Here is a 23,085-nt window from a genome sequence, read left to right as displayed (position 1 = left end):
TCGGCCAGGCCTTCGCCGACGTGTCCGGCCCGTGACTGGCCCGCGCCCGGCCGGCGCGCCACGGCGGTCAGCGGCGGGCGGCGCGGCGGCCCGCCGCCACGTCGGCGAGTGCCGCGGCGAGGGAGGCCGCGACGAAGGCGATCGAGACGAGGAGGCCGTGGTCGTAGGCGGCGGCCCAGCCGTCCCGGGCGACGTGGTCGAAGAAGACGGAGCCGACCGCGGCGATCCCGATCGCCGAGCCGACCCGCTGACCGGTCTGCAGGGTGCCGCCGGCGGTGCCCGCGCGGTGCACCGGCACCTCGGAGAGGGTGAGGGTCTGGTTCGGGGAGATCACCAGGCCGCTGCCGAGGCCCGCGAGGAGCAGCGGGGCGAGCAGGGCCCAGCCCACGCCCTGGCCGGGGACCTGCTGCACCGCGAACGCGGCGCCGACGAAGCCGACCGTCACCATCGTCAGGCCGAGGACCACGAGCGGCCGGCCGAAGCGGTCCACCAGCCGGCCGCCGATTCCGGCCGCGAACCCCGAGCCCAGGGCGAAGGGAGTGATGGCGAGTCCGGCCTGGAGCGCGGTGTAGTGCAGTCCGTTCTGCAGGTAGAGCGTGCTGACGAAGAAGATCGAGGTGAAGCCCGCGAAGTAGAGCAGGATCAGCAGCGAGCCGAGCCAGTAGGACCGGAGGCGGAAGAGCGTCAGGTCGATGAGGGGCTCGGTGCCCGACCGCGCGCAGCGGCGCTCCCATGCCACGAAGACCGCGAGCAGCGCGGCGGCGGCGAGGAGGAGCCGGTACTTCCCGTTCCCGGACCACTGCTGGGACTGGACGAAGGGCAGCAGCAGGGCGAGGACGGCGGCGCCGAGGAGCACCACGCCGACGGGGTCGAGTCTGCCGAGCCGCACCGGCTTGGCGTCCGGCGTGTCGGGCAGCAGCCGCCGGGCGAGGAACAGGCACACGATCCCGATCGGGAGGTTGACGTAGAACACCCAGCGCCAGCCCTCCTCGGCTCCCGCCGCCTGGATGATGAGCCCGCCGAGGAGGGGGCCGACGGCGGTGGAGACGCCGACGACGGTGCCGAACATCCCGAAGGCCCTGCCGCGCTCGGCTCCCCGGAACATCTGCTGGATGAGCGCGGAGATCTGCGGTGAGACCAGGGCCCCGGCCGCTCCCTGCGCCAGTCGTGAGATCACCAGCCAGAGGCTCGACTGCGCCGCTCCGCAGGAGACCGAGGCGAGGGTGAAGAGCGCGAGGCCGACCATGAAGACACTGCGCCGGCCGCGGGCGTCGCCGAGCCGTCCGGCCGGGATGAGGAAGAGGCCGAAGGCGAGGGCGTACCCGGAGAGCACCCACTGGAGGTCCGACTCGGGAGTGTCGAGACCGGAGCGGATGGAGGGCAGCGCGACGTTCACGATCGACACGTCGAGGAGGATCATGAAGCCCGCCACGAGGCAGACGCCGAGCGCCTTCCACCGCTGGGGGTCCGGTTCCTCCTGCTGCCCGCGCGGGGCCTGCGCCGACTCTTGCCGGGTCACGTGTCCTCCTCGTTCCGTCGGGTACGGCGCGGTGGACGGCGTGCGACACGGACCGTGTGCGCCGCCCGGCCTGCGAAGGCCCGAGTACCCGTCGCGCGCGTTCCGGATACCTCCTTTCCTCCTGGATCATCCGTTGATGTCGGCAAATGCCGCGCCCCGCCCCGGGACGCCCGTGGGGGCACCCGGGACGGGGAGGGGTTCCGGAGACCGTCAGGCCGCCGTGTCGAACGTGTAGTGCGGGGTGTGGTCCAGCATGTCCGCCGGGGTCACGTCGTTCCACGGACGCATGGTGTCGCCGAGGTCGACGACGTTGGCGGTGCCGGCGGCGGGCAGGTAGGTCGACCGGGGGTGGCGGGCCTGCCAGTCGGCCCACAGCTTGTCGATGAAGGCGTGGTGCATCCAGAACACGGGGTCGTTCGGGGAGACTCCGGTGGCCATCTGGCCGCCGACCCAGACGTGGACGCGGTTGTGGAGGTTCACCCCGCGCCAGCCCTCCAGGTGGTTGCGGAAGCCGTCCGAGGAGCTGTTCCAGGGGGCCGTGTCGTACGTCTCCATGGCGAGCACGGAGTCCACCTCGGCCCGGGTGGGGAGCTGGCGGCCGCCGGCGCCGAGGTCGCGCCGGAGGTAGTCGCGCCCGTCGACGCGCACGTTGATCGTCCAGCGGTTCCCGGTGCGGGCGAACGGGCCGTCCGTCACCTGGCCGTCGCGGGCCCGGCCGGTGCCGCCGAGGAAGTCGGGCGCCCACAGCGAGGAGCGGGAGGTGCGGTCGGCCGTCCAGTCCCAGTAGGGCAGGGTGACGGTGGCGTCGACGGACCGCAGCGCCTGCTCGAACTGTATGAGGAAGCGGCGGTGCCAGGGCAGGAACGACGGCGAGCGGTGGCCGACGCGGTCGCCGCTGTCCGTGTCGCTCATGATGAACGCGTTGTGCGTGGTGACGAAGGCGTCGTACTGCCCGGAACGCTTGAGCTCCAGCAGCGCGTTGACGAAGCGCCGCTTCTCGTCGGCGGTGAGGGTGGCCTGGTTCTTGCGTACGGTCATGGTGGTGCGCTCCTGGATCGGTCAGGCGAGGGTCAGCGGAACGAGCGGGGCGCCCTGCAGTTCGCGGACGGCGGCGCGGGCCACCGCCTTGGGCGTGGCCACCGGCTCGTAGTGGTTGATGACGCTGATCCAGGTGCCGTCGGCGTTCTGCATGACGTGCAGTTCCTCGCCGTCGATCGTCACGGAGTAGCCGCCTGTGTGATGGCCCCCGTGGTGGCCGCCGTGCGACGGGCCGCCCTTGATGCGGCGGCCCTGGTAGACCTCGTCGAACGAGGCCGGGCCGGCCGCGGGAACGGCGGCCCGGGGAGCGGCGGCGGCCTGGCCGGCCAGGGCGAGGCCCGCGGCGGCGCCTGCCGCGCCGGCCGCGACGCCGAGCGCCCGGCGGCGGGTGATGCTGGACATGAAACCCCCAAGTGGTCGGTGCGACCGGGGGGTCGGTCATGTCCCCCCGGCGGTTCCCATCAGTACCCGGGGGTGTCGGCGCGCCGGAAATTCCCGGCGGCGGGTTGGCCGTGAAGTGGACAAGATGCCACGGTAAGTACAGGTTTGAACGGAGTTGATCTTGCTGTCCCGGCAGGCAGGAGCACCCCGGAGCGAAGATCCTACGGAGAAGGTGACCATTCCGTGAAGGATCTTCGGTCGCGGGGTGCGCGGAGTGGCGGAGCCCACGCCGCCAGACTGTCCGGAATCCGGTCAGCCGCGGGGGGCCTTCCTCCGGGCCCGCAGCCACTCCCTGTTCATCGCCGTGATCGACGGGAGCGGGATGCCCTTCGGGCAGGCGGTGGCGCATTCGCCCGTCAGGGTGCAGCCGCCGAAGCCCTCCGCGTCCATCTGGGCCACCATGTCCAGGACCCGGGTCTCGCGTTCCGGGGAGCCCTGGGGCAGGACGTTCAGGTGGTTGACCTTGGCCGAGGTGAAGAGCATCGCCGAACCGTTCGGGCAGGCCGCCACGCACGCCCCGCAGCCGATGCACTCGGCGTGTTCGAAGGCCGAGTCCGCGTCGGCCTTCGGGACGGGCGTCGCGTGGGCCTCGGGGGCCGCGCCCGTGGGCGCGGTGATGTAGCCACCGGCCTGGATGACCCGGTCGAAGGCGGAGCGGTCGACCACCAGGTCCTTGACCACCGGGAAGGCGGACGCGCGCCACGGTTCGACGTCGATCGTGTCGCCGTCGCGGAAGGACCGCATGTGGAGCTGGCAGGTCGTGGTGCGCTCCGGCCCGTGCGCGTCGCCGTTGATGACGAGGCTGCACGCGCCGCAGATGCCCTCGCGGCAGTCGTGGTCGAACGCCACGGGGTCCTCGCCGCGGAGGATGAGTTCCTCGTTGAGGGTGTCGAGCATCTCCAGGAACGACATGTCCGCGGAGATGCCGTCCACGTCGTAGGTGGACATGGCGCCGGGGGCGTCGGCGTTCTGCTGGCGCCAGACGCGCAGGGTGAGCCTCATGCATAGCTCCGCTGGGTGGGGTGGACGTACTCGAAGGCGAGGTCCTCCTTGTGGAGGACGGGGGCGGCCCCGCCGAACTCCCAGGCCGCGGCGTACGCGAACTCCTCGTCGTGGCGGGCCGCTTCGCCGTCGGGGGTCTGGGACTCCTCGCGGAAGTGGCCGCCGCAGGACTCGGCACGGTGGAGCGCGTCGAGGCACATGAGCTCGGCGAGCTCCAGGTAGTCGACGATCCGGTTGGCCTTCTCCAGAGACTGGTTGAACTCCTCGCCGGTGCCGGGGACCTTGACGCGGTTCCAGAACTCCTCGCGGATCTCCGGGATGCGGCGGAGCGCCTTGGTCAGGCCCTCCTCGGTGCGGGCCATGCCGCAGTACTCCCACATGAGTTCGCCGAGTTCGCGGTGGAAGGAGTCGGGGGTACGGTCGCCGTCGACGGAGAGCAGGAGGTTCAGGCGGTCCTCGGTCTCGGCGAGGACCTCGCGGACCACCGGGTGGTCGTCGGTGACGGGTTGGCCGGCCGGATGACGGGCCAGGTAGTCGTTGACGGTGGCGGGCAGGACGAAGTAGCCGTCGGCGAGGCCCTGCATGAGGGCGGAGGCGCCGAGCCGGTTGGCCCCGTGGTCGGAGAAGTTGGCCTCGCCGATGGCGAAGAGGCCGGGGACGGTCGTCTGGAGGTCGTAGTCGACCCAGAGCCCGCCCATCGTGTAGTGGACGGCGGGGTAGATCCGCATGGGGACCTCGTACGGGTTCTCCGCGGTGATCCGCGCGTACATGTCGAAGAGGTTGCCGTACTTCTCCTCGACGGCCTTGCGGCCCATCCGCCGGATCGCGTCGGCGAAGTCCAGGTAGACGCCCTGCCCCCCGGGCCCCACTCCCCTGCCCTCGTCGCAGACGTTCTTCGCGGCGCGGGAGGCGATGTCGCGGGGGACCAGGTTGCCGAAGGAGGGGTAGATGCGCTCCAGGTAGTAGTCGCGCTCGTCCTCGGGGATGTCGGCGGCGGGGCGCGTGTCGCCCTTCGCCTTCGGCACCCAGATGCGGCCGTCGTTGCGGAGCGACTCGCTCATGAGGGTCAGCTTGGACTGGTGGTCGCCGGTGCGCGGGATGCAGGTGGGGTGGATCTGGGTGAAGCAGGGGTTGGCGAAGTACGCGCCGCGCCGGTGGGCCCGCCAGACGGCGGTGGCGTTGGAGTTCATGGCGTTCGTCGACAGGTAGAAGACGTTGCCGTAGCCGCCGGTGGCCAGGACGACGGCGTCCGCGTAGTGGGTGGTGATCTCGCCCGTGATCAGGTCACGGGCGACGATGCCGCGGGCCCGGCCGTCGACGACGATCAGGTCGAGCATCTCCGTACGGGCGTGCATCTCGACGTTGCCCGCGGCGATCTGCCGGGAGAGTGCCTGGTAGGCGCCGAGGAGGAGCTGCTGGCCGGTCTGGCCGCGGGCGTAGAAGGTGCGGGAGACCTGGACGCCGCCGAAGGAGCGGGTGTCGAGGAGGCCGCCGTACTCGCGGGCGAAGGGGACGCCCTGGGCGACGCACTGGTCGATGATCTCGACGGAGATCTGGGCGAGGCGGTGGACGTTGGACTCGCGGGCGCGGAAGTCGCCGCCCTTGACGGTGTCGTAGAAGAGGCGGTGGACCGAGTCGCCGTCGTTGCGGTAGTTCTTGGCGGCGTTGATGCCGCCCTGGGCGGCGATGGAGTGGGCGCGGCGCGGGGAGTCCTGGAAGCAGAACTGCACGACCTGGTAGCCCTGTTCGGCGAGGGTGGCGCCGGCGGAGCCGCCGGCGAGGCCGGTGCCGACGACGATGATCCGGTGCTTGCGCCGGTTGGCCGGGTTGACCAGTCTCGCCTCGAAGCGGCGGGTGTCCCAGCGCTCGGCGATGGGCCCGGCGGGCGCCTTGGTGTCGGTGATCGGCTCACCGGTGGTGTAGTCGAGGTAGCTCATGTCAGCTCACCACTCCGGTCATGACGGCGACGGGGACGGAGACGAAGCCCGCGGTCAGGACGAGCGCGAGGGTGTTGGCGAGCACCTTGAGGAGGCGCTCGCGGCGGGCGCTGCCGACGCCCAGGGTCTGGGCCGCGCTCCAGAAGCCGTGGCGGACGTGGAGGCCGAGGGCGAGCATGGCGGTGATGTAGACGACGTCGCCGTACCAGGTGGAGAAGGTGTCGACGACGTTCTGGTAGGGCTTGCCCTCCTCGAAGCCGCCGGGGTGCACGGTGCCGGTGGTGAGGTCGAGGATGTGCCAGACGATGAAGAGGGCGAGGATGACGCCGCCCCAGCGCATGGTGCGGGTGGCGTACGAGGCGCGCCTGCGGCGGTGGACGTACGCGGTCGGGCGGGCCTTCAGATCGCGCCGGCTGAGCTGGTACGCGGAGACGGCGTGGGCGGCAACGGCGGCGAGGAGCACGATCCGGACGAGCCAGAGGGCCCACTCGTGGTGCAGGACGGGGGCGCCCATGACCCGCAGCCAGTGGCCGTAGGCGTTGAACTCCTCGGGGCCGAAGAAGACCTTGAGGTTGCCGGCGACGTGCGCGACGAGATAGCCGAGCATGATGAGCCCGCTGACGGCCATGACCGTCTTCTTGCCGAGGGTCGACGACCAGAATCCGCGGGAGGGTGTGGAGGACGGCGGGCGGGCGGCCGTCCGGTCCCTCGTGGGTGCCAGAGCCATGTTCCCGACGCTAGGGCCGAAGGGTCCGAGAGGTCCAAGACATGGTCCGGCTGATCTCCATAGGATGAAGCTATTCATGTCCTCTACGCTGGGACCATGCAGTTCCAGCAGCTCCACTACTTCGTGGCCGTGGCCGAGACCCGGCACTTCACCCGGGCCGCCGAGCGCGTGCACGTCTCGCAGCCCTCGCTCTCGCAGCAGATCAAGGCCCTGGAGCAGGAACTGGGCGCGGAGCTGTTCAGCCGCGCCCGGGGGAACATCGCGCTCACCGACGCGGGCGAGGCCCTGCTGCCGCTCGCGCGCCGGATCCTCGCCGACACGGAGACGGCGCGCCTGGAGGTGCAGGAGCTGGCGCAGCTCAAGCGGGGCCGGGTGCGGCTCGGTGCGACGCCGAGCCTGTGCACGGGGTTCCTTCCGGACGTGCTGCGCGCCTTCCACGACCTGCACCCGGGGATCGAGCTCCTGATCGAGGAGGGCGGCTCGCACGATCTCGTACGGGAGCTGGCGCGCGGGGCGCTCGATCTGGCGCTGGTCGTCCTCCCCCTGCCCTCCCCCTCCCCCGCCCTGACGACGGTCGAGCTGCTGCGGGAGGACCTGGTGGTGGTCTCCGCGGCCTCGGAACCGGCCCCGCGCCGGCCCGTACGGATCAAGGACCTGCGGGACCAGCCGCTCGTGATGTTCCGGCACGGCTACGACCTGCGGGAACTGACCGTGGCGGCGTGCCGGGCGGAGGGCTTCGAGCCCACGTTCACCGTGGAGGGCGGGGAGCTGGACGCGGTGCTCGGTTTCGTACGGGCGGGGCTCGGGCTCGCCGTCGTGCCGGCGATGGTCGCGGGGCGCGCGGGCCGGGACCTCCGTGTGACGGCCCTCGCCCGGCCGGGCCTGCGCCGCACGATCGCACTCGCGCACCGCAGCGACGTGGCGCCACCACGCGCGGCCCGCGAACTCCAGCGGCTGCTGCTGCGGCGCGGCGCCTGACGCCACTGGCTGGGCGGTGCCCCACTGCGTGTTGGCAATCGTCCGGGCGACGCCCCCTGTGGAACGCCTGCACGCGACGGGCGGGGCGCCGGCCGAGGGCGCGGGCCCGCGCGGGGGTCGGTGACGCTCGTCGGGGCGCGGGCCCGCGCAGGCGTGAGCGCACCGCCCGGCCGCGGGGCTACACCGCGTCCGCCAGGAGCAGCGAGTGGATCCGGTCCGGGGCGCCCGGGCGGGCGTAGTACCAGCCCTGGGCCGTGTCGCAGCCGAGGTCGCGGAGCTGTCGGGCCTGGGCGCCCGTCTCGACGCCCTCGACGGTGACCGCCAGTTCCAGGCTGTGCGCCAGCGACACGATCCCCTCGACGATCTTGAGGTCGACCGGGTCCACCGGATGCTGCTGCATGCCCCGGGTGAAGGACCGGTCGAGCTTCAGGACGCTGACCGGCAGCCGCCGCAGGTTCGCCAGGTTCGAGTAGCCGGTGCCGAAGTCGTCGAGGGCGATGTCCACGCCCATCTCGGCGAGCTGCCGCAGCGGCTTCAGGAGGTCCTCGTCGGCGCCGATCAGGGCCGATTCGGTGACCTCCAGGCAGAGCGCGCCCGGTTCGAGCCCCGAGCGTTCCAGGACGTCGACGGTGTCGGCGACCAGGCGCGGGTGGTGGAGCTGCGTCGGGGAGAGGTTGACGTTGATCCGCAGCGGGCCGCCGTCGGAGTGCCGGGTCTGCCAGAAGCGGGCCTGGCGCACGGCCTCCTGGAGCACCCAGCGGCCGAGCGGCACGATGAGGCCGGTGTCCTCGGCGAGCGGGATGAAGCGGTCCGGGCCGAGCACGCCGTGCTGCGGGTGGCACCAGCGGACGAGGGCCTCCGCGCCGTGCACGCTGCCGTCTCCGAGGTGGACGAGCGGCTGGTACTCGATGAAGAACTCGCCGCGCTCCAGGGCGGTCGGCAGGGCGGTGGTGAGCCCGTGGCGGGTGATGGCGCGCGCGTCGGCCTCGGGGTCGGCGAGTTCGAAGCGGTTGCCGCCCGCCGACTTGGCCCGGTACATGGTGATGTCGGCGCTGCGGAGCACCTCGGCCGGGGTCCGCTCCCCCGCCGGGCCCTCGACCACGCCGAGGCTGCCGCGCACGGTGAGTTCGCGGCCGTCGATGCGGAGCGGGGTGGCGAGGGCGGCGAGGATGCGGTCGGCGAGTTCGGTGACGTCCCGTTCGCCGCCGGGGGCGGTGGTGAGGGCGACGAACTCGTCGCCGCCGAGCCGGGCCACCATCTCGCCGCCGCCGGTGACGCAGCTCTGCAGCCGGTCGGCGACCTCGACGAGCAGCCGGTCGCCGGTGGAGTGGCCGAGGCTGTCGTTGATGACCTTGAAGCCGTCGAGGTCGAGGTAGCAGAGGCCGAAGCGGGCGTTCTCGCCGGGGGCGAGCGCCTTCTCCAGGCGTTCGAAGAACAGGGTCCGGTTGGGCAGCCCGGTGAGCGCGTCGTGGGTGGCCTCGTACCGCAGGCGCAGATGGAGCAGGCGCCGTTCGGTGGTGTCCTCCATGAGGGCCAGCTGGTACTGGGGGCGGCCTTCGGCGTCGCGGAGGAGCGAGACCGTGAGGTTGGTCCACAGAACCGTTCCGTCACCGCGGTAGTACGGCTTCTCGACGCGGTAGTGCTCGCGCTCGCCGCGGACCAGCTCCTCGTACAGCTTCCAGACGTGCGGCCCGTCCTCCGGGTGGACCCACTCGCTGACCTTCCGGCTGCGCACCTGGCCCTCCATCCCGCCGAACATGCGGGTGAGGGTCTCGTTGACCTCCAGGACGTTGCCGTCGAGGTCGGCGATGCCGATGCCGATCGCCGCTCCGTCGAAGACGGCGCGGAAGCGGCTCTCGGTGGCGTGCAGGGCTATCTCGGCGGCGCTGCGGGCGGCGAGCGCGGAGCGGGCGATGGCCTCCTGCTCGGCGCGGGTCCGCTCGCGCAGGGCCTGCGCGTAGCCGGCGGCCATGGCGTGCTGGAGGCGGGAGCAGCGGGCCCGCAGTTCCTCGGTCGCGAGGTCCGACTCCGTACCGCAGTAGAGCACCAGGTACGAGTCGACGACGCCGAGGCTGCGGCCGAGCGCGTCCGGGTCGGTGCAGTGGGCGGCGACGAGGGCCGCTCCGGCGCGCTGCGCGGGTGCCGTGTCGAAGGGGCGGGCGTGCAGGGCGTCGCACAGGGTGCGGGCCAGCGGCAGCAGGTGCCCCTCGAACTCGGCGCGGGTCAGCGAGGTGGCCGTCACCGGGAAGATCGCGCGGCTCCAGATGGTGACGAACCGCCTGAGTCTGTCCTCCGGGCCGTCGGCTTCGGCGACGGCGCCGGTCGGCTGCGACGGGACCTTCACGCCGTGCGCCCCACCCCTGCGAACCCGGAGAAGGCGTACGGATCCTCCTCCTCGGCCGGGCTGTCCGGCCGCCACAGCGGCATCGGGACGAGTCCGGGCTCGATCAGTTCGGTGCCGTCGAAGAAGCGGGCGATCTCGTCGCCCGACCGCATCACGAGGGGGTTGCGGATGTTGCGGTAGACGCCGACGGTGCCGCCGGCCTGCTCCTCGGTGAGGGGGATGCCCTCGTACGAGGCGTGGGTGAGGACGACGAGGCTGCCGGGGGCGAGGGCGTCGACGAGTTCGCGGACGGCCTCGTACGGGCGGTCCTCGTCCTCCAGGAAGTGCAGCACGGCGACGAGGAGCAGGGCCACCGGCCGGTCCAGGTCGAGGAGTCGGGTCACGTCGGGGCTGTACAGGATGTCGGCGGGCTTGCGCAGATCGGCGGCGACGACGGCCGCGCTGTCGTCGCCCTCCAGGACGGCGCGGCTGTGGGCCACGGCGACGGGGTCGTGGTCGACGTAGACGACGCGGGCGGCGGGGTCGGCGGCCCGGGCGACCTCGTGCACGTTGCCGAAGGTGGGTATGCCGGAGCCGATGTCGAGGAACTGGGTGACGTCGTTGTCAACGGCGTGACGCACGGCGCGCCGCATGAAGGCACGGTTCGCCTGCATGACCTTGGGCAGGCCCGGCATGAACTCCATGGCCTTGCGCGCCGCTTCCCGGTCCACTTCGAAATTGTGCGAGCCGCCCAGATAGAAGTCGTACATACGGGACACGCTCGGCACCGAAATGTCGATACCGGGCGGAGCCCAGGCGGGACGCTCCATCAATGTCTCCAACAAGTCGCCACGGGGATGCGGCCATGTGTTCGCGGCCGGTGTTCGAGGTGAGGCTACTGATCGCCCGCCGGGAGAGCGAGTAGAAACGGAAATTCGCGGTCCGTTCTTGGTCACACGCCATTGGCACGTGCTCTTGGAACGCAGAGTTCACGCCTTCAGGCTGTGCAAATTCACGTGCATATGATCGTGCGTCGGCTCCCGGGACGGTGCCGGTCGCGGCCGACGGAGCCCCAGGCCCCGTCCGTACCTCGGCTGTTGCCGCTCCCGGGGCCCGGTCGCCGGTGCAGGATGCCCTGTTGGCCTGCCCGTCCGACAGGGCGACAACCGGACAGTTCTTGGCCGGGAGGCCTGAACGGACCGTGTCGGCCACCCGTCCTGAATCATCGCGCCCGGCATTACCGGGCATTGCGCCGAATCCGACGCCGACACCCGGCGAAACGTCAAGCCCCCACATCCGGAGATCCCCTCCATCTGGCGAATCCCGCCGGATTCCGCCCCGGCGCGCCGCCGTTGTGATCAAGCTCGACGGCGTGTCTCTGTACGGATCACTCCTCGCGCGGCCGCTGGCGGCCCTCGGGCTCGTGTGGCTGCTCGCCGCACCGGTGCCCGCCGCCGCCGACGCCTGCGCCTACGCCTCGACCGACTCGGGCGGTTCGCTGATCGTGGTGGCCGTCGCCGGCGACGGCCACCACGACGGCGACGACCACGGCAACGGCGGCGGGAAGGGCCACGGCAAGGGCGGGGGCCACGACCACCACGGCGACGGGAAGGGCCACGGGCACGGGCATCACCACCACCCGAAGCCCTGCGACCCCGAACCGCCCCCGCCGTGCCCGTCGCCCACGCCCACCCCGACGCCCACGCCCACCCCGACGCCGACGCCCGAGCCCCCGTCGCCCTCGCCGTCCCCCTCCCCGAAGCCGACGCCGAAGCCGGTGCCGCCCGAGCCGGTGCCGCCGCGGCCCGTGCCGAAGCCGCCGGCCACCAGGCCCGCGCCGCGACCGGAACCGCCGTCCCCCGCGCCTCCGCCCACGAGGCCGCCGCGGCCGGCGCCCGCACCACCGCCTCCCCCGTCCCCGACGCCCACCGTGCGGGCCCGGCCGCCGGCCCCCTCACCGGTGCCACTGCCGCACTACCGCCAGGCGGCACGGGCCAAGAAGCAGGGCGGCACCTCCGTCGTCACGGCGACGCTGATGATCACCGCCCCCGCCGTGCTCGCGACGGCGATCCTGCGCCCCCGGTCCAAGTGACCCCGGGTCCCGTCGACCCCGAGGGCCCCAAGTGCCCCACGGGCCACACCGATCCCGCCGCCCCACCGACCCTCTGAACCCCGCCGGAGGAATCCATGTCCGATTGGCTTGTTCTCTCCCTCGCGATGGCCGCCGCCTGCGCCGTCGTGCTCACCATCGTCGTCATGAACAACCGTCGCCTCCCCGAGGACGACGACCCCAACGAAACCCCCGACGTCATCGAGTACATGACGATGATGATCGGCGTGATCTACGCGATCGTGCTCGGTCTGGCCATCGCCGGTGTCTGGGAGGCCCGGGGGGCCGCCCAGGAGACCGTCCGGCAGGAGGCCCAGGCGATGCACGAGATCTCGGCGCGCGCCGAGGTGTACCCGCAGGAGGTCCGCTCCCGGATCCGCGCCGACGTCGACGCGTACGTCTCGTACGTGGTCCACGACGAGTGGACGTACATGGCCGAGAACGGGGAGCTCAGCGACGAGGGCACCGCGCTCCTGGAGCGGGTGCGGCGCAGCGTCACCGACTACCAGCCGGCCAACGACTTCGAGGGGCAGGCGTACCAGCCCCTGGTGGACCAGGTGGCCGCCGCCGACGACGCCCGCGGGGCGCGCGGGCAGAACGCGGGGGCCACCATGCCGGGGGTGGTCTGGTTCGGCCTGATCATCGGGGCACTGGTGACGGTCGGCCTGATCTTCACGCTGCAGATCCGCAGGACCGGCCGGGAGCTGCTGCTCGCCGGGCTCTTCAGCGTCCTGATCGCGTTCCTGCTGTTCCTCATCTGGGACTTCGACGCGCCGTTCGGCCGGGGCATCTCGGCCACCGCCGCGCCGTTCACCGATCTGTTCCCGCAGATCACGCGGTGAGCCGCCCCGTGCGAGTGGGCCGCCCGGGGGACATGGGTGCCCCATTCGCACGTCTGGGATCGCGGCTGTGGTAGTGCGCTCCTAGCGTTTCGGGCATCGAGGCGCACGCCCTTCGCGGGAACCCCCTTCCGCGGCTGCGCCCCGGGACCCGGAGGATTCACCATGCGCGCGATACGTGCCGCCACCACTGCCCTGTTGGGGGCGGCCGCCCTCGCCCTGGCCGCCCCCGCCGCCCTCGCGGCGGACGGTGCTCCCGCGTCCGGCGCGCGGGCACCCGGGGCCAAGGCACCGGGCGATTTCCTCGTGTCGCCCGCGGTCGTCGCCCCGGGGGGCCGGGTGACGCTGAGCGCCCCCGGCTGCGCCAGTACGGCGACGGCCTCGGCGGGCATCTTCGACACGGCCACCATCGCACCGGGTGCGGCGGTGACCGCCACCGTGGACGCGGACGCCAAGCGCGGCGCCGTGTACACGGTGCTCTTCAACTGCACGGGCGGCGTGCAGGACACCGTCGCCCTGACCATCAGCGGCTCCCCCACCGCCACCCCGACCATCAGCGCCACGATCCTCACGCCCCCGCGCGGGGTGCAGGGCGGTCTCGGCGGCTCGATGGCCCCGAGCACCGCCGAGGTGGCCGTGGGCGGGGCGCTGGCCGTGACCGCCGTCTCGGGCGCCGCGGTCTACGCGATCCGCCTTCGCAGCGGCGCGGGCCGGCGTCACTGAACGGGCGTCGTGGCCCGGACCGGAGCGGTGCCCGGCGTCCCGCGGACGCCCGTCGCCCCCGGGTCCCGGTGGGACTCGGGGGCGACGGGCACAGCGGGCCGACCGGGAGGTTCGGCCGGTCAGACTCCCGCGCCGGTCAGGCGCCGGCGGCGGGCGATGAAGAGGCCCCCGCCGAGTGCGGCCGCGGCGACGAGCGAGCCGCCGACGGCCATCTCGGTGGAGCTCGGGGCCATCGAGCCGCCGAGGCCACCCTGCGCGCCCTGGCCGGCCAGCACCCGGAACGGCTGGGTGAGGGTACGGCCGTTGCACTGGACGGCCAGGTTGTACTGGCCGGGCGTGGCGTTGTTGAAGATGCGGGGGGTGGCGGTGGAGACCCCGTTGACGGCGGCGGGGAGCGTGGTCGTCGGGAAGGCGTTCGAGGTGACCGTGCCTCCGGCGCAGCCCCGGACGGTGATCGTGAGGATCGCGCCCTGGTGGACCGCGAAGGGGGACACGGTGACGCCGTTGGAGCCGTCTCCGCCCCGCTCGGTCTGGAAAGGGCTGACGGTCACGCTGCTGGGCCCGTGGGTGGCGGTGGCGAGGGGGGCCGCGAGTCCGAGCGCCGCGAACGCGGTCGCCGTCACCGCCAGAGTGCGTGCAGCACGCATGGTTGAACCTCCTGTGGAAGACGCCCCAAAGCGGTGCTCCGGGAGATTCGACGAGTACGCCTTCCATGACGAACCATCACAAGCCGGTGCGAGCCGTGCATGTCGGCACTGGGCCACCCCGGTGAGGCGACACGCCGGGGGCGGAACCCCCCGAGGTGACGGATTCGCAGGTCACGGCCGTTCGGGATGCTTATCTGACGATTACTCGGATGGGTCAGCCGGGCTGTCACCCACCTGCCCGTCGCCTCCGCTTCGGCGGGCTCCGGCCCCCGCTCGCGCCGCACCGCACGCGGGGTCGGCGGCCGCACACCCCCGCGCCACCGTTCACCGGCGGTCCGCAGACCTCCCCGCGGGGCCCGGACACCCGTCCGGAGGCGGCCCCCACCCGTTCGCGCCGTCCGGCGCGACGGCCCGCGCGACCGCCCTTACCGTTCTGACGACGCCGAGAAGGGAGAACCATGCCCCCGAAGGACTTCCGCGTCTTCCAGCGCAGGAGACGCCAACCCTGGGGCGTCCTGGCCCTCGCCATGCTGTCCGGACTCGCGATGATGCGCAACGGGGTGGACGTCGCCCTCGGGCCGCCCCAACCCGCCGCCGCCGCCCGCCCGGCGGGGCACCCGGTCACCCCGACGCCGCCCGCGGCGAGCACGGGCCTGGAGCCGCTGCCCTTCGCCCCGGCGTCCCGGATCAAGATCCCGGCGATCCAGGTGGCGGCCCCCGTCATGGACGTGGGCCTGGACGCGGACGACTGGGTGGCGGCCCCTCCCCCGGAGGACCCCAACCTCGCGGGCTGGTACCAGAACGGCATCGCGCCCGGCCAGCGCGGCACCTCCGTCATCGTCGGCCACGTCGACAACGCGAAGGGCCCGGCGGTCTTCTACGGCCTGGGATCCCTGCAGAAGGGCCAGCACATCGAGGTCGAGCGGTACGACGGCCGGGTCGCGGTCTTCGAGGTCTACGGCATCGAGGTGTACGCCAAGGACAACTTCCCCGGCGTGCAGGTCTACGCCGACAACGGCGAACCGGAGCTGCGGGTGATCACCTGCGGCGGCGGCTACACGCGCGCGCGTGGCTACGACGGGAACGTCGTGGTCTACGCGCGCATGGTCGGTTCGCGCTAACTAGCACGGGCGGAAGGGCCCCGGCACCGAGGTGCCGGGGCCCTTCCGCCGTTCCGGAGGGTCAGCGCCGGGGAACGGTGATCCGGTAGCCGGCGTCGAGGAGTTCGGGCAGGTAGCGGCGGAGCGCGGCCACGCTCTGGGAGCGGTTGCCGCCGGCGTCGTGGGAGAGGACGACGACGCCGGGCGCGGCGCCGTCGAGGACGCGGCGGACGATGGGGCCGGTGCCGGGCTCCGTCCAGTCCAGGGTGTCGACGGTCCAGGCGAGCGGCTCCATGCCGAGCTCGGCGCCGATCTCGAAGGAGAGCTTGTTCCAGGCCCCGTAGGGCGCCCGGTACCAGAGCGGTGCCGTGCCGAGGGCCCGCTCGACGACCTCGCTGGTGGAACCGAGCTCGTCGCGGATCCGGGAGGGCTTGAGCTTGGGGATGAGGGGGTGGGACCAGGAGTGGTTGCCGACGACGTGTCCGTCCGCGTCCATCTCGCGGAGCAGGTCCTGGTTGTCGACGGCCATCTCACCGCAGACGAAGAACATCGCCCGGCAGTCGTAGTGCCGCAGGGTCTCCAGGATGCCGGGGGTGTACCGGGGGTCGGGACCGTCGTCGAAGGTCAGCACCATCGAACGGCCGACCCCGGACATGCTGAGGAAGGGCCGCTGCCGCACCGGCGGGACCGCGCGCCGGAAGGCGGGGGGCGCGTACGCGGTCATGGGCTGGAGCCGGTACGCGGACGGGCGCGGGCGGGCGGCCTGGGGTCCGGCGGCCGGCCCCGCGCGCCCCGGGCCGGGGGTGCCGCGGGGTCCGGAGGCGGCGTCGCCGGCCGTGTCGGGCGTGGCGAACCGGTCCGCCGCGAGGACTCCGACGGTGGCGGTGGCCCCGAGGGCGGCGGCGAGGCGCAGCACCGCCCTGCGCCCACTGGGCATCTCATCCTTTTTCATGACCAATGGTTCATACGGGCGAGGGTCCGGGCAGCTCAGCGACACCGGCCCCCCGTCCGAAAACACCCGATGAGCCGATAGCCTCGGAGCGTGAGCGAACAGCAGCCCGGCCGGTTCGAACGCGGCACCGACGGCCCCAAAGTGATCATGGCGGGGGTCGACGGCTCCGCCTCCTCCCTGCGTGCCGTGGCGTACGCGGCCGGGCTCGCCCGGCGCCAGAACGCGCTGCTCGCGCTCGTGTACGTGCAGCCGGTGATCCCGGCGGGCGCGGCGCTGGGCGTTCCGGTGTCCGGGACGACCGAGGAGATCGCCGACGACCTCGTCGCGGAGATCCGGACGTCCGCCGAGCGGGTCAAGGACCTGTGGCGGATCCGGTGGGAGTTCCACACCTTCCGGGGCGACGCCTACGCGGGCCTGGTCCAGGCCGCGGACGAACTGACGGCGGACGCCGTGGTGGTGGGCGCCTCGCAGTCGGCGGGCCACCGCTTCGTCGGCTCGGTCGCCGTCCGCCTGGTGAAGGCGGGCCGCTGGCCGGTCACCGTCGTGCCGTGACCGGCCGGGCGCACCCCTCGCCCTACTTGCCCATCACCAGGCCGTCCTTGTCGGCGCCCCGGCCGAGCACCACGTCCCGGATGGTGTCGCGGATCCCGGCCTGGTGCGCGTCCCCGGCTTCCGCCGCGCCGAGGTCGACCACGCGCCCGTGCGCGGTGTCGAACCACTGGGGGAGGAACTCCGCCTTCGTGACCTCCCAGCGTCCGCCGGGGGTCCTGGGCGGGGCGAAGGTGAAGCGGCCGATGCTGCTCTGGTTGCCGCGCGGGTCGTAGGAGCCCTCGTGGTTGATCATGTCGCCGGCGATCTGGTCGCCCATCCCGTAGACGACCCAGGTCCCGTTGACCTTCTCGTAGGCCTGGGGCACATGGGCGTGCGTACCGATGACGAGATCCACGTCCGGGCGCCCGCCGCTCCGCGAGGCGGTCAGCGCGCGCCCGAGGGAGAGCTGCCGCCCGTCGGGTTCGGTCTGCCACTCGCTGCCCCAGTGGACGCTCACGACGACCACGTCGGCGCCCGCGGCGCGGGCGGCGCGCGCGTCGGCGATCACCCTGCCCTCGTCGAGCATGCTGACCGCCCAGGGCTGCCCCTCGGGCAGCGGGTAGCCGTTGGTGTCGTAGGTGTAGGCGAGCTGGGCGACCGTGGCGCCGCCGGCCTTCAGCAAGGTGGGCCTCGCCGCCTCCTCGGCGGTACGGGCGGAGCCGGCGTGCCGGACGCCCGCCCTGTCGAGCGCGTCGAGGGTACGGCGCAGGCCCGCGGCCCCGTCGTCGAGGGTGTGGTTGGAGGCGGTGGAGCAGGAGTCGTAGCCGGTGGCCTTGAGCGCCGCGGCGATCTCGGGGGGCGACTTGAAGGCCGGGTAGCCGGTGTAGGGGCCGCCCTCCTCCCCGTACACGGTCTCCATGTGACAGATGGCCAGGTCGGCGCCGGAGACGACGGGCTTCGCGCCGGAGAGCATGGGGCCGAAGTCGTAGCCGGCCCCGTCCGCGTCCTCGCCGGCCCGCCGGATGATCGAGTCGTGCGGGAGGATGTCGCCGGAGGCGACCAGGGTGAAGCCGGCGGGCGCGGAGGCCCCGCCGGGCGCGGCGGACGGGGCGGGCGGGGTGGGGGTGCCGTCGGCCGGGCCGCTCCCGCCGGCGCAGCCGGTCGCCGCCGCGAGCAGGAGCGCGGCGAGCGCCGCCGCGGGTCTGGTGCGTGAGGTCATGTCCGGCACTCCACCCGATTCATGTGATGAACATCTGTTCTGATGAATTCATCTCCTGGGAAAGCCGCAGTCAAGGGTCAAGGCCGCGCGGGGTGACGAACCCCGCTGAAACGGACGCACTGACTCCGTCCGACCGTTCGCCGTGCCATTCGCCGCTCGGTGCGACCGTTCGTCGCAGACCGCTGTCCGTTCCCTGTCCCCCGCCGTCCGGATGCGTTCGGATACGCCCCGGACGACGAGGCGCGGGAGAGGCGGGCAGCATGACGACGGCGACGACGGTGACGACCGACGAGCGGACCCTGGAGGAGCTCCAGCGGGACCACGGGCCCGCACTGCTCTCCTTCCTGCTCGGCCTGACGCACGGGGACCGGCAGCGGGCCGAGGACCTCGCCCAGGAGACGCTCGTACGGGCCTGGCTGCACCCCGAGGCCTTCGACGGCCCCTACACCTCGATGCGCCCCTGGCTCTTCACCGTGGCCCGCCGCCTCGCCATCGACGCCCGCCGCTCACGCCTCGCCCGGCCCGCCGAGATCGGCGACGGCGTCCTCGCGGTGACGCCCGACCCCGCCGACGCCACCGCGTCCGCCGACGCCGCGCTCGACGTGCGGGCGGCCGTGCGCGGACTGAGCCCCGAGCACCGCGCGGTGCTCGTCCGTCTCTACTTCCACGGCCTCACCGTCAACGAGGCCGCCGTCGACCTCGGCATCCCCGCCGGGACCGTCAAGTCCCGCTCGCACTACGCGCTGCGGCAGCTGGGCCGCTCCCTGCCCGGCTACCGGCCGCGGCGCGCGGCCGTTGCCCGGGCCCGTGCCGGGGCCCCACAATGACGCCGTGACGCTGACTCTCACCGCCGCCGAAGAGCTCCTCGCCGACAACTTCGCCCCCTGGGTCCTCGATCTGGGGCTCACGGTCGAATCCGTCGGATCCCCCGGATCCGCCGACGGCCACGAGGCCGTGCTGCGGCTCCCCTGGTCGGACCGGCTCGCCCGCGAGGGCGGCGGCCTCTCCGGCCAGGCGCTGATGGCCGCCGCCGACACCGCGACGGTCATCGCGGTCGCCGCGGCCCGCGGCGGCTTCGTGCCGATGACCACCGTCCAGCAGTCCATCAGCTTCCAGCGCGCGGTGATCGGCGCCGACGTCCTCGTCCGCGCCCGGCTCACGAAGACCGGCAAGCGGATGGCGTTCGCGGACATCACGATGACGGCCGACGGCACCGAGGAGACCGCGGCCCACGCGACCGCCGTGTACGCGCTCCTCGGCTGAACCCGCCCGGACTCCCGCCCCTCCCGACCCGCCCGACCCACCGCGCACCAGGAACCTCACCCGCACCGATCCGGCCGGGAAACGTATCCGAAACCCCTCGGGCGAGTTGAGCAAAGCGGGACCCGCGGGCGCCCTTCACGGAGGAGGCTCTCCCCCGGGCCCCTGACATCCGGGGCCACTCACGTCCGGGAGAAGGTGGGAGCGTTGCTGCCCGAGAGCACGAACGGCGCCGGCGGCACGAGCGGCGGCGGCCTCGCCGTTCCGATGGCCTGGCTGTGCGCCGAGTACCTGGCCGACGAGGTGCTGCGGGCCGCCGCGCTCGTGGCCCCCGGCTCACTGGAGTACCGGGCCGGCCTCCAGGCCCTGGCCCTCACCGTCCACCTCGCCGGGGAACCGGACGGCCCGGCCGGACCCGGGGGCGCCTGGTCCGCCCACCGGGTCGACGAGTGGCTGCGGCACACCGCGTACGACCGGCCCTGGCCGCCGTGGGTCGAGGAGCGGCTCGCCGCGCGGACGGCGGACGGCGGCGACGGCCCGGACCTGGCGCTCGCGCGGACCTCCTGGCGCCGGCTGCGGGACACCTGGATCCTCGCCGCCGACCTCGACGGCCGCACCGACCCCGAGGAGCCCGTCGACGAGACCGAGCAGATCTGGCTGCCCGCCTGGAAGCTGGGCCTCCCGCTCGCGCACCTGTCGCTGCACCTGCGCTGACTAGGAAGCCGAAGGGTGCACCCCCGGGCGGTACTTGGGGACCCGTACCGTCACCTTCATCCCGGCACCGACCCCCGTCTCGATGACGAGCCCGTGCTCCGCCCCGTACACCTGGCGCAGCCGCTCGTCCACGTTGGACAGGCCGATGCCGGAGCCCGCCGGGTGCTCCCCGCGCAGCACGGCGCGCAGCAGCTCCGGGTCCATGCCGATGCCGTCGTCCTCGACCGTCACCACCGCCTCGGCGCCCGCGTCCCGGGCGGCGATCGTGACCCGGCAGCCCCGCTCACGGTCCTGGAGGCCGTGCTTGACGGCGTTCTCCACGAGCGGCTGGAGACAGAGGAAGGGCAGGGTCACCGGCAGCACCTCGGGCGCGATCTGCAGCGTCACCTTCAGGCGGTCCCCGAACCGCGCCCCCGCGAGGGCCAAGTACTGCTCGACGGCCCGCAGTTCGTCGGCGAGCTGGGCGAACTCGCCGTGCCTGCGGAAGGAGTAGCGGGTGAAGTCGGCGAACTCGAGGAGCAGCTCCCGGGCCCGCTCGGGGTCGGTGCGCACGAACGACGCTATGGCGGCGAGGGAGTTGAAGATGAAGTGCGGGGAGATCTGGGCGCGCAGGGCGCGTATCTCCGCCTCCACGATCCGGGTGCGCGAGCGGTCCAGTTCGGCCAGCTCCAGCTGGACCGAGACCCAGCGGGCCACCTCGGTCGCGGCCCGCACGAGGACGGCCGACTCCCGCGAGCCGTAGGCGACGAGCGCGCCGAGGACCCCGTCCTCCCCGGTGAGCGGGGCGATCACGGCCCAGCGCAGGGGGCACGCCGGGTCGTCGCAGCCGCTGTGGGCGGAACGGCTGCGGCCGGTCTCCAGGGTCTCGGCGGCCTGCTCGGGCACGTGCGCGCGGTGGTGGTCCTCGCCCGGCCCGTCCCAGGCGAGGACCGCGCCCCGGTCGGTGAGGCACAGCGCCTCGGTGCCGAGCAGCGAGCGGAGCGTGCGGGCCGCCTTGCGCGCGGTCTCCTCGGTGAGTCCCGCGCGCAGCGGGGGCGCGGCGAGCGAGGCGGTGTGGAGGGTGTGGAAGGTGGCCCGTTCGACGGGTGTGCCGAGGTCGGCATCGGCGGCGGCGCGGCCGTCACGCCGGGCGGCGAGCCGGCCGAGGACGAAACCGGCGGCGAGCAGCACGGCCCCGGCGGCGGCAGCGGCGGCGAGGGCGATGCCGTTCACCGGCGGGCCTCCCGGGTACTCACGAGCGGGCCTCCTGGGTGCTCGGCGAAAGCTCCTCCCGCGCACTCATCGGCGGGCCTCCTGGGCGGGGACGGTGCCGGTGATCTCCTCCGGGAGGTGGAGCCGGGCGAGGAGGGCGGGGGTACCGCGCGGGATCCGGCGGGGGGTGGCGAGCGAGACGAGCACCATCGTCAGGAACCCCAGGGGCACCGACCAGACGGCGGGCCAGGCCATCAGGGTGTGCGGCCAGCCCCCGGGGGCGGCTCCGGCCCGGGTCGCCATCACGGCGGCGAGGGCGGAGCCCCCGCCGAGCAGGAGGCCGGCCATGGCGCCGGGCGGGGTGAGCCGCCGCCACCAGATGCCGAGGACGAGCAGCGGGCAGAAGGACGAGGCGGACACCGCGAAGGCGAGGCCCACGGCGTCGGCGACCGGCACCTTGGAGGCGACGACCCCGACGCCCAGCGGGACCGCTGTGGCGAGCAGCGTCGCGAGGCGGAAGTGCCGGACGCCCCGGGAGGGCAGCACGTCCTGGGTGAGGACCCCGGCGACGGACATGGTGAGCCCGGAGGCGGTGGAGAGGAAGGCGGCGAAGGCGCCGCCGGCGAGGAGCGCCCCGAGGAGGTCGCCGAGGAGTCCGCCGAGGATCCGCTCGGGCAGGACGAGGACGGCGGCGTCGGCGGAGCCGGTGAGGGCGAGTTCGGGGGCGTAGATCCGCCCGAGGGCTCCGTACAGGGGTGGCAGCAGGTAGAACGCGCCGACGAGTCCGAGGACGACGAGGGTGGTGCGGCGGGCGGCGCGGCCGTGCGGGCTGGTGTAGAAGCGGACGGCGACGTGCGGCAGGCCCATGGTGCCGAGGAAGGTCGCGAGGATCAGTCCGTACGTGGCGTACAGCTGGTGCCCGTCGCGGCCGCCGGCCAGCGGCTGGGACCAGCCGAGGGGGTCGGAGCCGCTGGCGGCCCGCTCGGGCAGTGGGCTCCCCTGCGCGAAGGAGAGCGTGGTGCCGGCCAGGACGTGGTGGGTGCCGGGGGCGAGCGTCACCGTCCGGCCGGTGTACGCGACGGAGTCCACGCCGCCGGTGACGGTGACCGTGAGCGGGTCGTCGAGCCCGATCCGTACCGTGTCGGCGACCTTCACGACGGTGTGGCCGCGCAGCACGGCGGGGGCGTCGAAACGGGCCCGGGGCGCACCGTCCCCGTACCAGGCGGCGAGCAGGAACAGGGCGGGGACGAGCAGGGCGGTGAGCTTCAGCCAGTACTGGAAGGCCTGGACGAACGTGATGCTGCGCATGCCGCCCGCGGCGACGGTGCCGGTGACGACGAGGGCGACGAGCAGCCCGCCGACCCAGTCGGGGGCGCCGGTGAGGATCTCCAGGGTGAGCCCGGCGCCCTGGAGCTGCGGCAGCAGGTACAGCCAGCCGATGCCGACGACGAAGAGGCTGGCGAGCCGCCGGACCTGCGGGGATTCGAGGCGGGCCTCGGCGAAGTCGGAGAGGGTGTACGCCCCCGAGCGGCGCAGCGGGGCGGCGACGAGGACGAGCAGGACGAGGTGTCCGGCGGTGTAGCCGACCGGGTACCAGAGCATGGCGGGGCCCTGGACGAGGACGAGTCCGGCGATGCCGAGGAAGGAGGCGGCGGAGAGGTACTCGCCGCTGATGGCCGCGGCGTTGAGGCCCGGCCGGACGGTCCGCGAGGCGACGTAGAAGTCGGAGGTGGTGCGGGAGATCCGCAGGCCGAGGGCGCCGATGAGGACGGTGGCGAGGACGACGGCGGTGACGGCGGCGACCGCGTAGGCCTGGTTCATGCGGGCGTGTTCA

At 73.3% G+C, this 23,085-nt stretch carries 22 protein-coding genes; 9 read left to right on the top strand and 13 right to left on the bottom strand.

The features are described from left to right. Nucleotides 1-67: 67 nt before the first annotated feature. The 6 genes from ACN9MM_RS33510 to ACN9MM_RS33485 all read right to left on the bottom strand — a co-directional run bounded on the left by ACN9MM_RS33510 (nt 68) and on the right by ACN9MM_RS33485 (nt 6,664). On the bottom strand, nt 68-1,519 hold the full coding sequence (locus ACN9MM_RS33510) for an MFS transporter (RefSeq protein ID WP_426367489.1): 1,452 nt from the start codon (nt 1,517-1,519) through the stop codon (nt 68-70). 210 nt (nt 1,520-1,729) lie between these two features. Next, nucleotides 1,730-2,557, bottom strand: coding sequence for a tyrosinase MelC2 (gene melC2, locus ACN9MM_RS33505; RefSeq protein WP_426367488.1), 828 nt, complete (start codon nt 2,555-2,557; stop codon nt 1,730-1,732). A 21-nt stretch (nt 2,558-2,578) separates the two neighbouring features. Then, a complete protein-coding gene (gene melC1 / locus ACN9MM_RS33500; RefSeq protein ID WP_426367487.1) occupies nt 2,579-2,959 on the bottom strand; it encodes an apotyrosinase chaperone MelC1 in 381 nt (126 codons plus the stop codon). Nucleotides 2,960-3,250: 291 nt separating this feature from the next. Beyond that, nucleotides 3,251-4,000: a succinate dehydrogenase/fumarate reductase iron-sulfur subunit gene (locus ACN9MM_RS33495; protein ID WP_382869883.1), complete on the bottom strand. Its 750-nt coding sequence runs from the start codon at nt 3,998-4,000 to the stop codon at nt 3,251-3,253. After that, nucleotides 3,997-5,937: a fumarate reductase/succinate dehydrogenase flavoprotein subunit gene (locus tag ACN9MM_RS33490; protein ID WP_426367485.1), complete on the bottom strand. Its 1,941-nt coding sequence runs from the start codon at nt 5,935-5,937 to the stop codon at nt 3,997-3,999. Before ACN9MM_RS33490 ends, ACN9MM_RS33495 begins: the two co-directional genes overlap by 4 nt. A 1-nt stretch (nt 5,938) precedes the next feature. Beyond that, nucleotides 5,939-6,664, bottom strand: a complete 726-nt coding sequence (locus ACN9MM_RS33485; protein ID WP_426367484.1) for a succinate dehydrogenase — start codon at nt 6,662-6,664, stop codon at nt 5,939-5,941. Between the two features lie 96 nt (nt 6,665-6,760). Between ACN9MM_RS33485 and ACN9MM_RS33480 the strand changes: the two genes are divergently transcribed. After that, nucleotides 6,761-7,642: a LysR family transcriptional regulator gene (locus ACN9MM_RS33480; protein WP_426367483.1), complete on the top strand. Its 882-nt coding sequence runs from the start codon at nt 6,761-6,763 to the stop codon at nt 7,640-7,642. A gap of 178 nt (nt 7,643-7,820) precedes the next feature. Here ACN9MM_RS33480 and ACN9MM_RS33475 read toward each other — a convergent pair whose 3' ends face one another. Then, entirely contained in the window at nt 7,821-9,986 is a 2,166-nt protein-coding gene (locus ACN9MM_RS33475) for a putative bifunctional diguanylate cyclase/phosphodiesterase (protein WP_426367482.1), read from the bottom strand. Then, entirely contained in the window at nt 9,983-10,795 is an 813-nt protein-coding gene (locus ACN9MM_RS33470) for an SAM-dependent methyltransferase (RefSeq protein WP_426367481.1), read from the bottom strand. Before ACN9MM_RS33470 ends, ACN9MM_RS33475 begins: the two co-directional genes overlap by 4 nt. Nucleotides 10,796-11,337: 542 nt before the next feature. Between ACN9MM_RS33470 and ACN9MM_RS33465 the strand changes: the two genes are divergently transcribed. The 3 genes from ACN9MM_RS33465 to ACN9MM_RS33455 all read left to right on the top strand — a co-directional run bounded on the left by ACN9MM_RS33465 (nt 11,338) and on the right by ACN9MM_RS33455 (nt 13,637). Continuing rightward, nucleotides 11,338-12,057 carry a hypothetical protein gene (locus ACN9MM_RS33465; RefSeq protein ID WP_426367480.1) on the top strand — a complete coding sequence of 240 codons (720 nt, stop codon included), beginning with the start codon at nt 11,338-11,340 and terminating at the stop codon, nt 12,055-12,057. A 95-nt stretch (nt 12,058-12,152) separates the two neighbouring features. After that, nucleotides 12,153-12,917: a DUF4239 domain-containing protein gene (locus ACN9MM_RS33460; protein WP_426367479.1), complete on the top strand. Its 765-nt coding sequence runs from the start codon at nt 12,153-12,155 to the stop codon at nt 12,915-12,917. A 162-nt stretch (nt 12,918-13,079) separates the two neighbouring features. After that, nucleotides 13,080-13,637, top strand: a complete 558-nt coding sequence (locus ACN9MM_RS33455) for a hypothetical protein (RefSeq protein WP_426367478.1) — start codon at nt 13,080-13,082, stop codon at nt 13,635-13,637. A gap of 119 nt (nt 13,638-13,756) precedes the next feature. Here ACN9MM_RS33455 and ACN9MM_RS33450 read toward each other — a convergent pair whose 3' ends face one another. Further along, nucleotides 13,757-14,284 (bottom strand): hypothetical protein, encoded by a 528-nt coding sequence (locus tag ACN9MM_RS33450; protein WP_383662801.1) that lies wholly within the window; start codon nt 14,282-14,284, stop codon nt 13,757-13,759. 458 nt (nt 14,285-14,742) lie between these two features. On the opposite strand from ACN9MM_RS33450, the gene ACN9MM_RS33445 reads away from it, so the two are divergent. Beyond that, a complete protein-coding gene (locus tag ACN9MM_RS33445) occupies nt 14,743-15,405 on the top strand; it encodes a class F sortase (protein ID WP_426367477.1) in 663 nt (220 codons plus the stop codon). Nucleotides 15,406-15,466: 61 nt separating this feature from the next. On the opposite strand, the gene ACN9MM_RS33440 is transcribed toward ACN9MM_RS33445, so the two are convergent. Beyond that, nucleotides 15,467-16,321 (bottom strand): polysaccharide deacetylase family protein, encoded by an 855-nt coding sequence (locus ACN9MM_RS33440; protein WP_426367476.1) that lies wholly within the window; start codon nt 16,319-16,321, stop codon nt 15,467-15,469. A 105-nt stretch (nt 16,322-16,426) separates the two neighbouring features. On the opposite strand from ACN9MM_RS33440, the gene ACN9MM_RS33435 reads away from it, so the two are divergent. Further along, the gene (locus ACN9MM_RS33435; protein WP_426367475.1) at nt 16,427-16,888 is read left to right on the top strand and encodes a universal stress protein; all 462 of its coding nucleotides are present in this window, start codon (nt 16,427-16,429) and stop codon (nt 16,886-16,888) included. 22 nt (nt 16,889-16,910) lie between these two features. On the opposite strand, the gene ACN9MM_RS33430 is transcribed toward ACN9MM_RS33435, so the two are convergent. Then, nucleotides 16,911-18,086 carry a CapA family protein gene (locus ACN9MM_RS33430; RefSeq protein ID WP_426367473.1) on the bottom strand — a complete coding sequence of 392 codons (1,176 nt, stop codon included), beginning with the start codon at nt 18,084-18,086 and terminating at the stop codon, nt 16,911-16,913. Nucleotides 18,087-18,346: 260 nt separating this feature from the next. Between ACN9MM_RS33430 and ACN9MM_RS33425 the strand changes: the two genes are divergently transcribed. The 3 genes from ACN9MM_RS33425 (at nt 18,347) to ACN9MM_RS33415 (ending at nt 20,060) form a co-directional block, all read left to right on the top strand. Beyond that, a complete protein-coding gene (locus ACN9MM_RS33425; RefSeq protein WP_382868458.1) occupies nt 18,347-18,913 on the top strand; it encodes a sigma-70 family RNA polymerase sigma factor in 567 nt (188 codons plus the stop codon). A 4-nt stretch (nt 18,914-18,917) separates the two neighbouring features. Continuing rightward, entirely contained in the window at nt 18,918-19,349 is a 432-nt protein-coding gene (locus tag ACN9MM_RS33420) for a PaaI family thioesterase (RefSeq protein ID WP_382868457.1), read from the top strand. Nucleotides 19,350-19,553: 204 nt separating this feature from the next. Next, nucleotides 19,554-20,060, top strand: a complete 507-nt coding sequence (locus tag ACN9MM_RS33415) for a hypothetical protein (protein ID WP_426367471.1) — start codon at nt 19,554-19,556, stop codon at nt 20,058-20,060. On the opposite strand, the gene ACN9MM_RS33410 is transcribed toward ACN9MM_RS33415, so the two are convergent. Both ACN9MM_RS33410 and ACN9MM_RS33405 read right to left on the bottom strand, forming a co-directional pair. Continuing rightward, complete coding sequence (locus ACN9MM_RS33410; protein ID WP_426367470.1) at nt 20,061-21,272, bottom strand: histidine kinase; 1,212 nt, start codon at nt 21,270-21,272, stop codon at nt 20,061-20,063. A 66-nt stretch (nt 21,273-21,338) separates the two neighbouring features. Further along, entirely contained in the window at nt 21,339-23,072 is a 1,734-nt protein-coding gene (locus ACN9MM_RS33405) for a cation acetate symporter (RefSeq protein ID WP_426367468.1), read from the bottom strand. Between the last annotated feature and the right edge of the window lie 13 nt (nt 23,073-23,085).

It is taken from the genome of Streptomyces sp. E-08, from assembly GCF_049913095.1.
Lineage (GTDB): Bacteria > Actinomycetota > Actinomycetes > Streptomycetales > Streptomycetaceae > Streptomyces.
Note: the sequence above shows the minus strand (reverse complement) of the source record. Positions and strands in the feature narration are given on the sequence as shown.

What these genes read in the sequence shown, in the direction of transcription:
- melC2 (WP_426367488.1), bottom strand. Translation starts at nt 2,557, where the DNA reads ATGACCGTACGCAAGAACCAGGCCACCCTCACCGCCGACGAGAAGCGG.
- melC1 (WP_426367487.1), bottom strand. Translation starts at nt 2,959, where the DNA reads ATGTCCAGCATCACCCGCCGCCGGGCGCTCGGCGTCGCGGCCGGCGCG.
- ACN9MM_RS33495 (WP_382869883.1), bottom strand. Translation starts at nt 4,000, where the DNA reads ATGAGGCTCACCCTGCGCGTCTGGCGCCAGCAGAACGCCGACGCCCCC.
- ACN9MM_RS33490 (WP_426367485.1), bottom strand. Translation starts at nt 5,937, where the DNA reads ATGAGCTACCTCGACTACACCACCGGTGAGCCGATCACCGACACCAAG.
- ACN9MM_RS33485 (WP_426367484.1), bottom strand. Translation starts at nt 6,664, where the DNA reads ATGGCTCTGGCACCCACGAGGGACCGGACGGCCGCCCGCCCGCCGTCC.
- ACN9MM_RS33480 (WP_426367483.1), top strand. Translation starts at nt 6,761, where the DNA reads ATGCAGTTCCAGCAGCTCCACTACTTCGTGGCCGTGGCCGAGACCCGG.
- ACN9MM_RS33470 (WP_426367481.1), bottom strand. Translation starts at nt 10,795, where the DNA reads ATGGAGCGTCCCGCCTGGGCTCCGCCCGGTATCGACATTTCGGTGCCG.
- ACN9MM_RS33460 (WP_426367479.1), top strand. Translation starts at nt 12,153, where the DNA reads ATGTCCGATTGGCTTGTTCTCTCCCTCGCGATGGCCGCCGCCTGCGCC.
- ACN9MM_RS33455 (WP_426367478.1), top strand. Translation starts at nt 13,080, where the DNA reads ATGCGCGCGATACGTGCCGCCACCACTGCCCTGTTGGGGGCGGCCGCC.
- ACN9MM_RS33450 (WP_383662801.1), bottom strand. Translation starts at nt 14,284, where the DNA reads ATGCGTGCTGCACGCACTCTGGCGGTGACGGCGACCGCGTTCGCGGCG.
- ACN9MM_RS33445 (WP_426367477.1), top strand. Translation starts at nt 14,743, where the DNA reads ATGCCCCCGAAGGACTTCCGCGTCTTCCAGCGCAGGAGACGCCAACCC.
- ACN9MM_RS33440 (WP_426367476.1), bottom strand. Translation starts at nt 16,321, where the DNA reads ATGCCCAGTGGGCGCAGGGCGGTGCTGCGCCTCGCCGCCGCCCTCGGG.
- ACN9MM_RS33430 (WP_426367473.1), bottom strand. Translation starts at nt 18,086, where the DNA reads ATGACCTCACGCACCAGACCCGCGGCGGCGCTCGCCGCGCTCCTGCTC.
- ACN9MM_RS33425 (WP_382868458.1), top strand. Translation starts at nt 18,347, where the DNA reads ATGACGACGGCGACGACGGTGACGACCGACGAGCGGACCCTGGAGGAG.
- ACN9MM_RS33405 (WP_426367468.1), bottom strand. Translation starts at nt 23,072, where the DNA reads ATGAACCAGGCCTACGCGGTCGCCGCCGTCACCGCCGTCGTCCTCGCC.